The 8,951-nt window shown below is 43.3% G+C and carries 11 protein-coding genes and 1 pseudogene; 6 read left to right on the top strand and 6 right to left on the bottom strand.

Translation table 11 applies throughout. The annotated features are described in order from the left end of the window. Positions 1 to 83: 83 nt before the first annotated feature. Together A3763_RS10015 and A3763_RS10020 are read right to left on the bottom strand one after the other, a co-directional pair. On the bottom strand, positions 84 to 623 hold the full coding sequence (locus A3763_RS10015; RefSeq protein ID WP_068513794.1) for a hypothetical protein: 540 nt from the start codon (positions 621 to 623) through the stop codon (positions 84 to 86). A gap of 235 nt (positions 624 to 858) precedes the next feature. Beyond that, complete coding sequence (locus A3763_RS10020; protein ID WP_068513791.1) at positions 859 to 2,073, bottom strand: CoA transferase; 1,215 nt, start codon at positions 2,071 to 2,073, stop codon at positions 859 to 861. Positions 2,074 to 2,264: 191 nt separating this feature from the next. Here A3763_RS10020 and A3763_RS10025 point away from each other — a divergent pair, with 191 nt between their 5' ends. Both A3763_RS10025 and A3763_RS10030 read left to right on the top strand, forming a co-directional pair. Continuing rightward, positions 2,265 to 3,407 (top strand): HD-GYP domain-containing protein, encoded by a 1,143-nt coding sequence (locus A3763_RS10025; RefSeq protein WP_068513789.1) that lies wholly within the window; start codon positions 2,265 to 2,267, stop codon positions 3,405 to 3,407. A 115-nt stretch (positions 3,408 to 3,522) separates the two neighbouring features. Beyond that, positions 3,523 to 3,924, top strand: a complete 402-nt coding sequence (locus A3763_RS10030; protein WP_068513786.1) for a MaoC family dehydratase — start codon at positions 3,523 to 3,525, stop codon at positions 3,922 to 3,924. 1 nt (position 3,925) lies between these two features. Here the strand turns inward: A3763_RS10030 and A3763_RS10035 are convergent, their stop codons facing one another. Next, positions 3,926 to 4,378: a DUF302 domain-containing protein gene (locus tag A3763_RS10035; RefSeq protein WP_068513781.1), complete on the bottom strand. Its 453-nt coding sequence runs from the start codon at positions 4,376 to 4,378 to the stop codon at positions 3,926 to 3,928. A 195-nt stretch (positions 4,379 to 4,573) separates the two neighbouring features. On the opposite strand from A3763_RS10035, the gene A3763_RS26985 reads away from it, so the two are divergent. The 4 genes from A3763_RS26985 to A3763_RS10045 are packed head-to-tail and all read left to right on the top strand — an operon-like array spanning position 4,574 to position 5,963. Then, the gene (locus A3763_RS26985; protein WP_068641541.1) at positions 4,574 to 4,816 is read left to right on the top strand and encodes a hypothetical protein; all 243 of its coding nucleotides are present in this window, start codon (positions 4,574 to 4,576) and stop codon (positions 4,814 to 4,816) included. A 3-nt stretch (positions 4,817 to 4,819) separates the two neighbouring features. After that, entirely contained in the window at positions 4,820 to 5,569 is a 750-nt protein-coding gene (locus A3763_RS10040; RefSeq protein WP_068633895.1) for a chemotaxis protein CheX, read from the top strand. A 20-nt stretch (positions 5,570 to 5,589) separates the two neighbouring features. Then, the gene (locus A3763_RS29885) at positions 5,590 to 5,715 is read left to right on the top strand and encodes a YacL family protein (protein ID WP_197469622.1); all 126 of its coding nucleotides are present in this window, start codon (positions 5,590 to 5,592) and stop codon (positions 5,713 to 5,715) included. A gap of 14 nt (positions 5,716 to 5,729) precedes the next feature. Next, positions 5,730 to 5,963 (top strand): YacL family protein, encoded by a 234-nt coding sequence (locus A3763_RS10045; RefSeq protein ID WP_197469623.1) that lies wholly within the window; start codon positions 5,730 to 5,732, stop codon positions 5,961 to 5,963. Positions 5,964 to 5,980: 17 nt separating this feature from the next. Here A3763_RS10045 and phaC read toward each other — a convergent pair whose 3' ends face one another. From phaC to A3763_RS30100, 3 genes and pseudogenes are all read right to left on the bottom strand, one after another. Further along, complete coding sequence (gene phaC / locus A3763_RS10050) at positions 5,981 to 7,768, bottom strand: class I poly(R)-hydroxyalkanoic acid synthase (protein WP_068513780.1); 1,788 nt, start codon at positions 7,766 to 7,768, stop codon at positions 5,981 to 5,983. A 154-nt stretch (positions 7,769 to 7,922) separates the two neighbouring features. Continuing rightward, positions 7,923 to 8,303, bottom strand: coding sequence for a phasin family protein (locus tag A3763_RS10055; RefSeq protein WP_068511741.1), 381 nt, complete (start codon positions 8,301 to 8,303; stop codon positions 7,923 to 7,925). Positions 8,304 to 8,447: 144 nt separating this feature from the next. Continuing rightward, positions 8,448 to 8,944: pseudogene (locus A3763_RS30100) on the bottom strand (acetyl-CoA hydrolase/transferase C-terminal domain-containing protein). Positions 8,945 to 8,951: the final 7 nt, after the last annotated feature.

Below are 8,951 nucleotides of genomic sequence, written 5' to 3' on the forward strand. Positions count from 1 at the left end.
ACAAAAATTCAATATGTAGGAAATTGCGCGGCATTTTAGCAAAAATAGCGGCGCGAAACAAAAGCTAGCTCTTGTAGAAAGATTTAGAACATCTCTAGCTCGCCATCATCAAAAGGATCGGCTTCAGGCTCTTTATACTCAAAGGACAAATTTTGATTTAATACTTTTGTGTGCAAACTACATTCAAAGACTTCTCGCCCACTTTGAAAGTTAAGCGTTAACATCGAAAAACCTTCGTCAAGCAATTCATCAAGCCGAATGCCAAACTGCTTTTGAGGGGTGCCGAGTTGCAGGTAGTGCTGATAATCGATGAGTTTGTTTTTGAGCGCCCCCATAAAACGATTAGCCAATTCGGAAATCCAGTCTTCAATCTCATGAGCTTGAACAAACTCGGCATCACCTTTAATTGGATAAGTTTCTCTTAGAATGGAGACAGGGCCTCGTAGTAGTAATTTCAGCTCCAGGTCATCGGAAAGCGCTTCGATAAATGCGCAAGGCAGGGCCAAGACCTCTTTTGCCGACTCTACAATTTCCAATTCGCATTGAATGCTTGCGAAAACGTCAATACATGTTTCTTTAAATAATAGGTGTAAGGGCTCCAGGGCGCTTCCTGCTTGGGGCATTTTGACTCCTTTCTATTCCATAAGTATTACTATCCCTACTAATATAGCCGAATGAATCAAAGCCGCCTTAGGATTTTTATAGTATTATGGAATAAAAATAATGCCCCCTGGAAGTCCATAAAATTTCTTTAGAAACAACAGGGTATAAGCATCTTCAAATTGGGTCAGAGTAAAGGCGTTTGTTTTACTCTGGCCCCAATAGTACACACTTAAGGAAAAAGGTTTGGATTAGACGCTACTCTGGCCCTGCAACGATACCCGCATCGTGTAAGCGGCCAATTTCAGCACTACTCAAACCAACCACTTCAGAAAGCACTTCATCGGTTTGCTGCCCTAGTTTTGGCGCCGGTTGCGCAGGCTGGCGTTCAAATGCCGAGAAGTTCCAAGGAGCTCCTGCTGCTCTGAATGAACCAACACCAGGCTGATCAATTTGGTTAAACATTGGATTGTCTAGCGAGCATTCCGGGTCACTATCTACCATTTCCTTAACCGTTTGATACTTACTCCAACAAACTCCGTTTTCATTGAAGCGAGACTCAATATCCTTAAAACTGCGCTTAGAAATATAGTCAGAAAATAAAGCCGAAATCTCATCACGAGACTCAAAGCGAGCACCTTCCTGAGAAAAATCACGTCCTAGCGTTGCCGCTAGCTGGTCCATTTTTTCAGCTGTTTCTGTAGCAATACACAAGGACTTCCACTGGCGTTTGGTCAAGCCAATCACCATGACACGCTCGCCATCAGATGTCGTAAAGTCTCGTCCAAACGCACCGAAGAGATAGTTTCCATAACGTGGACGCTCTTCTCCTAACTGCGCTTCAGCAATAAATCCTAAGTGCCCCATCACTGCCATGGCCGCATCAGCCAAAGCAATCTTAGTGTGCTGTCCTTCACCTGTGCGATAACGATGACGCTCTGCAGCTAACAAGCCCAGTGCAGCCATCTGTCCTGTCACCAGATCCCAGGCAGGAAGTACGTGATTCGTTGGCGAGTTACTATCAGAGGGGCCTGTCAAAAACGGTAAGCCAATGGCCGGGTTAACCGTATAGTCTACAGCCGAGCCACCATGCCTATCGCCTTGAACGGTGAGCTGTATCATGTCTGGACGAATTGCCTTAAGATCCTCATAAGACAACCAACCCTTAGGTGGAAAGTTTGTCAATAGCATTCCCGCTTCTTTGCCAGGCGCGGTTATAATTTGCTTAGCGAGTTCTGAACCTTCTGGAGACCTAAAGTTGATCGCTACCGAACGCTTAGATTTATTTAGCCCTGCCCAAAACAGACTGACATTATCTTTTGTAACGGGCCAGCGACGATAGTCCAACCCCCCCCCTATCGCATCTATTCGAATGACGTCCGCTCCAAGTTGAGCTAAAGTCATTCCTCCAAGAGGCGCAGCGACAAATGCAGAGGCTTCAACCACTCGCATCCCCGATAGAATCGAACTCATATTGACATCCTGTTAGGTTATTTTGTAATAAATTATTAAGAAACTATATATGACGCGAAGAATAAACCAGCTTAGCCGCTAAATCCACTCGGAACAAAGTTCAGATTTGTAACCAATTTAGTTTTTTGCTTTTCGCTTGACCCAGCTCGTCTATACTAGAACTAACGACTTGAACGAGCTAAAGATGAAACATGGACAAACCAAGCGTATACAGTCACCAAGACCCCTTAAAGAAATTAGGCTCCAGTAGCCCTTTACTTGAAAAGTTGCGGCTACTCCATGGGCACTTAAAACATCAGCATCACTATATTGACCGTATCGCCGTCGCCTTGTTTGATGCGAAAACCGATACCCTTAAAACCTTTGCTTGGAGCAGCGAACACGAAAGCCCTTTGACTCACTATCAAGCAAGTTTAAGCGATGCCCCTTCCCTGATAGAGATAATCAAGAGTGGGAATCCACGAGTCGTAAACAATATGGAAATTTTTTCTGACGGCCAGAATACCCATACGAGAGTATTAGAAAAGAGTCATTTCGGCTCTAGCTATACATTTCCAATGTATCAAGATGGGCAATTTATCGGCTTTATATTTTTTAACTCCTTCGAAAAAAACGTCTTTGAAGAAAGCACCTTGGTAGACCTGGATATGACAGCTCACATGCTCGTTCTTCTGGTATCCCATGAACAAGATGTGGTAGGTACCTTACAAGCAACTGTCAGAAGCGCCATGAATTTCACTCACCATCGTGACCCTGAAACAGCAATGCACATCGACCGAATGTCCCGATTTTCAAGACTAATCGCTGACGAGCTGGCGCATAAATATGGTTTTGACGACCAGTTTGTCGAGCATATTTTCCTGTTCTCACCTTTGCATGATATTGGCAAGATTAGTATTCCCGACTCTGTACTCTTAAAGCCAGGAAAGTTAGATGATCAAGAATTCGAGATCATGAAATCTCACGCAGAGAAAGGCAAGGAGCTAATCGATACGCTGTTAGAAAACTTCAGCCTAGATAGCCTCAACTACATCGACATTCTGAAAAATATCGCCCACCACCATCACGAAGCCTACGACGGTTCCGGCTACCCTGATGGGCTAGTTGCCCAAGATATCCCTATCGAGGCAAGAATTGTCGCAGTAGCCGATGTCTTTGACGCACTAACCAGTGAGAGACCTTATAAAAAAGCTTGGTCAAACGATGATGCTTTCGCAAAAATTGACGCCATGGCTGGCACTAAGCTGGATAGGGAATGCGTTGATGCACTAATTAAAAATCGCGAGCTAGTCGAAGAAATCCAACGACAATTCAAAGAAAATATTATTGGCTAAATACCCTTGGCTTGACGTCTATCAGTGTCACCTTTTTTTAATGTAGACAAACTAATATCGAGCTAGTCACTACCGGCTCATCACTCACAACAAGCATTAAGGGAATAAAACAAGTATGTCGAAAGTTAGTCTTGGCCAAAGCGCAAGTATCAGCAAACGTTTTTCTGAAGCAGAAGTAAATGCTTTTGCAGAGTTATCACTTGACTTCAACCCGGTCCACCTTGACGCCGACTATGCAGCCAAGACACCATTTGGTAAACAAATAGTCCACGGGATGCTTGTTTCAAGCCTTTTTTCTGGTTTGTTAGGAAAACACCTGCCCGGAGAAGGTACCATTTACTTGGGGCAGGACTTAAAATTCAAGAAACCAATATTTATTAATCAGGAAGTCACTGCAACAGTAGAGATTATCAACATACGTAATGATAAGCCCATCATTACGCTTAGCACCCTCTGTGTAAACGATCAGGGAGAAACCGTGATCGAAGGCGAAGCGGTTGTTATGTTTGCTGGCTAAATTATTGACTAATTGCTGCGGTACTCAGCTTATTCAGTACTGCGGCGATTTTAGATATGACTTGGTCACAACCTTGAATATCGTGACGCTTCTGTAAATACTCCGGATTGTTGTATGAAATTCTGACCTTATTATCATTATCCTTTTGAATCATTACTTTCTGCGGTAAATCGATTGCTACCGCTGGCGCGCAGTTCATTAGAGGTGTTCCTACCTTTGGGTTACCAAAAAGAATAAGCTCCGTCTCGGGCATAGCCAAATTAACGCTTTCCGCATTTTCCTTGTGATCAATTCTTGCAAACAAACTTAGACCTTTCGCCAGAATAATTGATTCAAATCGGTCGGCAGTTTTCTTCACTGTATACGGGCTTTCAAGTGATACCAGGCCTTCAGAAGCGATAGCACTGAATGAAGCCAAAAAGCCGCATAGGACCATCAACATTATACTTTTCATAATTTTTCCTTTTTATTATCTATGTACTTAAGCGACTCCTGGTTAATAGCATATAAGGTAGCACACTCAAGTTCGAGCACAAGCGGCTCAATCTGATAATTTTACTCGCTAGCCTTATTTGTACACTATACTGTTGTAGCATCAAATGCAGTTTCAAATTTGTTAATTCTCAGGTCCGTTTTAAACGAGGTATGGATGAGCAAGGACACAAAAATTGTCAGTAAAGTACTTGTACACGAGTTCGAAAAAACGTCATTGACCTTGTTAAAAGATGTTTGCATTGAAAATAATTTGGTTGGTTTAAGAGTCAAAACCGAGGACGACCATATCGGTCTCGAAGGGGCGTCGAGTGAGTTTGACGAAGTCCTGTCGTCAAATCTCGACCTGGGCAGTGTATTCCTGACCGAAGCGCCTGATAGTAGTGGCGTAAGTGGTTGAGATTTGTGCCTCCAGATTCACCGCAAACGTCCTGAACTACCGATATTTTTACGCAGAGTAACGCGTAAAGAACTTTCTCCTGAAGTCCTTCAAGCGATTGCTGGCAGCTATGAAAACAACAACATTGACCAACTTAACGGTTTGATCAACGAGTATATTTGTAGCATGTATTACCCTCTGGAGTTGGCCAAGGGCTTTCAGGAGATCTCTACTCAAGTATTTGAAAGCCTGATCCCCGGGGTAAAAGTTCATTGTGATTACCCCTACCTGGTAAAAGACCAATTAATCTATGGTGAATTGTTCACACTGATTCCTTTGGAAAGTGACTGGTGCCGTGGTTATATGATGCTGCAGACCACTGAAAAGGAAATCACTGATTTAATTCGCTCTGACGCAACTGCCATTCATTCAATGCGTCCGAATCGCAATGATATTAACTCGATTCTCAACGAAGCCACCAACCTGATTTGGGGTAAAGCACGCTCTTGCTACTTCTCTTCCGTTGAGAGTTTAGAAGGCAATCGTATTTATGTCCCAACGCTGGTAAACCACTCTCAAAAACATATGTCCTTTGGTTCAACCGAGCCTCAACTATGCTTTAAGTTTAAGCTGATCGACCCTAAATTCCGCTTTGATGAAATCACCATCTATCAACGCCTTATCTTCAACCTTAGCTGGTCACCTGAAAAGTTTACTGAAAACGATCAAATTGTAGAGCACCTGGTTGAAGATGGTGATTTGGAAATGTTTTAATCAAACAACAGAGGCCAAAATTGGATTACGAGTTTTTGTTTGATGAGAGTTCCCAGCCGCAAGCCCTATTTTCTAGCGGCCATGAAGCTATCGCTACTTACTTCAATATGGAGCTAAAGACTATCGTCGCAATTGACGAGGTTTAACAATAATAGACAAAGTGGAAAAAGGACAAATCACTCAATACCACTTTCAAGGCTCTGAATTTCAACTCAGGTTAGACAAAGTGGGAGCAGAAGTTCTTGCGAACGCTCTCGGTTATGAGGTCTACGAAGAGCTTCCTGAAAATACAGAATTATATGACCAGGAGCTCCAGGCAGAATGTGGTTTACTTGACTTCCAACAAGCCTTGCTAGAATGGCAGCGTTTTATTAAAAACAAAAGCCTGCCCTAGAACGATAGTTTCTTCTATCAGTTCATCACACCAAGCTTACGTTTTACATAGGTACCAGGGGCATCACATAAGACTTCAAGCTTTCCTGCTTCGGGCAAACGAGCTTCGATCTCTTCGCCTTTATAGGGCTGGAGCCAGTCGTTCCAATGTGTCCACCAACTGCCTTTATGGTGCTCACTCGCCGCGAGCCACTCATCCGCATCGTCAACAATATTCTCATTCGTCCAGTAAGAATACTTCTTCTTCGCTGGAGGGTTAACAATACCCGCTATATGACCGGACTCACCCAGCACAAAGGTTGCGTTGTCTTTGCAGATTTTGGCACCTTCATAGGTAACACGCCACTTGGCAATATGATCTTGATGGGTACTGATAAAATACAAAGGTACTTCTATTTTGGACAAGTCTATTTTGGTGCCATTGACCGCATAAGCACCTGGTTTAACCAAACGATTTTCCATATAGAATTTTCGCAGCATCTCGTTATGACAAGCACCGGTGATATTAGTACTATCGGAGTTCCAGTATAAAAGATCAAAAGGCGTCGGAGACTCACCCTTTAGATAGTTCTGGATATAGTAATTCCAATACAGAGAGTTCTCACGCAGTTTGCTGAATGAAACCGCCATCACTCTGCCATCGAAGTAGCCTTTTTGATTATTCTGATGTTCTATCGCTTTAATCGTATGGTCATCGATAAATACACCAATATCTCCCGGATCAGAGAAATCTGTCAAGGTCGTAAAAAGCGTTGCTGACTTAACACGAGGCTTTAGCTTACGCGCAGCCATATAGGCTAGCGTAGTCATTAATAAGGTGCCGCCAATACAATAGGCCGCCGCATTGATTTCACGGATCCCCGTTTGTTTTTCAACCACTTCTAGAGCATGTAATGCACCGTCGGTGACATAGCGGTCGAAACCGATATTCCGCTCTTTTTCAGTCGGGTTCAACCAAGACACCATAAAGACGGTCTGCCCCTGCTCTACCGCCCATCGCACGAGGGAATTCTTTTCTGATAAATCGAGAATATAGAATTTATTGACGAAAGGTGGAATGATCAGCAAAGGCGTCTCAGTGATTTTATCGGTAAGCGGAGAGTATTGAATCAACTCAAACAACTCGCAACGATAAACAACCTTTCCTTTGGTGGTCGCAATATTTTCACCTAGCTGAAAGGCCTCATCATCCGTCATGGTGATTTTTAAGGTATCAGCACTTTTTTCCAAGTCTTTTACAAAGCGCTCAAAGCCCTGCACCAGATTGGCACCGCGAGTTTTAATCGTAAGACTTAAAAGCTCTGGGTTTGTAGGAATGTAGTTTGAAGGTGATGCGGCATTAACGAGCTGCCTGACAAAAAACTCTGCTCTGCTACGCGTTTTATCATCAAGGCCTGGCATAGAATTAATGCTATCTAACCATGCACGACCGGTCACCAAATAAGCTTGCTTGATAAAGTTAAAATAAGCGTTTTCAACCCAGCCTTCATCACTAAATCGAAAATCTCCTTTTTCCGCCTCAACGACCGGCTCAACCTCTCGACCCGCAACCTGCGATAAAGCCGACTTAACGACACGAAAGTAATTCTTGCCCAAGTCTGCCGTTTGCTTTGTCGTTTCCCAAGGATGCTTTACAACCTCTTGGACATACTTTAGATAAGACTCTGTAGCATCACTGGCAACAGCCTGCAAGCTACCATGCTCTTCATTCAATTGAGTTGAAAGGTAAGTTAAAGCGCGCTGGCTTTCTTCCATTGCCTTGGCACTCATTTTCCAATAGGGATTATCAAAAAGGTTTTTCGTCATAAGAGCGTGTTCCTAATTATTCTTATAGAACAGGCAGCCAAAAGGGCTAAATACCCAATCTAGAGGTATAGATAGCGGTATGGAGAAAGTGCCTGCGAAAAAAGTCATGAACGGCCAGAACTGCTAAGTAGTACTGGCCTTCATTGTCATACCACTACTTTGCTTTACTTGTCGCTTTAGCAGCTGGTTTTGCTTCAGTTTTGGGCTCTGAAGCCGACTTCATAATTTCTTCCAACTCTTCACGAAACTTACTTCCAGCATCGCTAAGTGCTTGAATATCAGTCATCATCTGCTCGTTTAGCTCGCCAAAAGCTTCCATCTGCTCTTTAAAGAAATCCTGTAAAGACTCAGGGTCCTTTACTTCGGTAAATGCTTTAAAACGGGCCGATGCAAAGTCTGAATATTTTTTCGCCGACTCCATTTGTGCTTTGAAGGTTTCCTGCATAGAGCTGGTCATTAACTCACCAACTTTACTCATAGGCGCCAGTGATTCCTTTGCTTTTTCGTTTAGATCTTTCAAAAAATCTGTATTCAATTCCCTATCCTCATCACTGGGTTTAACAAAACATATCCTTGGCATATTAAGACACTTTTATGTCAGAGATATTTCTATTCGATTGTAATACTAGAAAGGAATAATCCTCAATGACCCAAGTCATAAAAGCGTCCCTCTCTTTAACTATGAAGCAATTTCTGCACCGGGCAACTTTCGCCCACTTTTTCCCAAAGCCCCCATTGCTCGGGCACTATCGATCAACTCTTGCTGAAACCTGGGATGCGCCAGCTGTATTAGTAGCTCAGCCCTTTCACTTAAAGATTTACCCTTTAAATCTACACAGCCATTTTCCGTCACAATATAATGCGTATCCATACGGGTATCGGTCACAGCCCCACCCTCTATGCGTGGGACAATTCGACTCACCTGACCTTTTTTTGCTGTAGAATGAAGCGCGATAAAAGAACGGCCATTCTCGGCCATATAAGCCCCCTCACAAAATCCAACTGCCCTCCGGTGCCTGAAAACTGCTGACCATTCATATGCTCTGCATTCACCTGCCCCGTCAAATCAACTTCGATTGCAGCGTTTACAGAAACCATATTATTGTTCTTACTGATCACTGCCGGATTATTCACCCAGGAAGCAGGATAACCAACGATCGAAGGGTTATCATCCATAAAGTCA

The organism is Oleiphilus sp. HI0128 (assembly GCF_001635365.1).

Bases quoted from the DNA above. Each gene is read 5' to 3' on its own strand.
- A3763_RS10015 (WP_068513794.1), bottom strand. From the start codon at position 623: ATGCCCCAAGCAGGAAGCGCCCTGGAGCCCTTACACCTATTATTTAAA.
- A3763_RS10020 (WP_068513791.1), bottom strand. From the start codon at position 2,073: ATGAGTTCGATTCTATCGGGGATGCGAGTGGTTGAAGCCTCTGCATTT.
- A3763_RS10025 (WP_068513789.1), top strand. From the start codon at position 2,265: ATGGACAAACCAAGCGTATACAGTCACCAAGACCCCTTAAAGAAATTA.
- A3763_RS10030 (WP_068513786.1), top strand. From the start codon at position 3,523: ATGTCGAAAGTTAGTCTTGGCCAAAGCGCAAGTATCAGCAAACGTTTT.
- A3763_RS10035 (WP_068513781.1), bottom strand. From the start codon at position 4,378: ATGAAAAGTATAATGTTGATGGTCCTATGCGGCTTTTTGGCTTCATTC.
- A3763_RS26985 (WP_068641541.1), top strand. From the start codon at position 4,574: ATGAGCAAGGACACAAAAATTGTCAGTAAAGTACTTGTACACGAGTTC.
- phaC (WP_068513780.1), bottom strand. From the start codon at position 7,768: ATGACGAAAAACCTTTTTGATAATCCCTATTGGAAAATGAGTGCCAAG.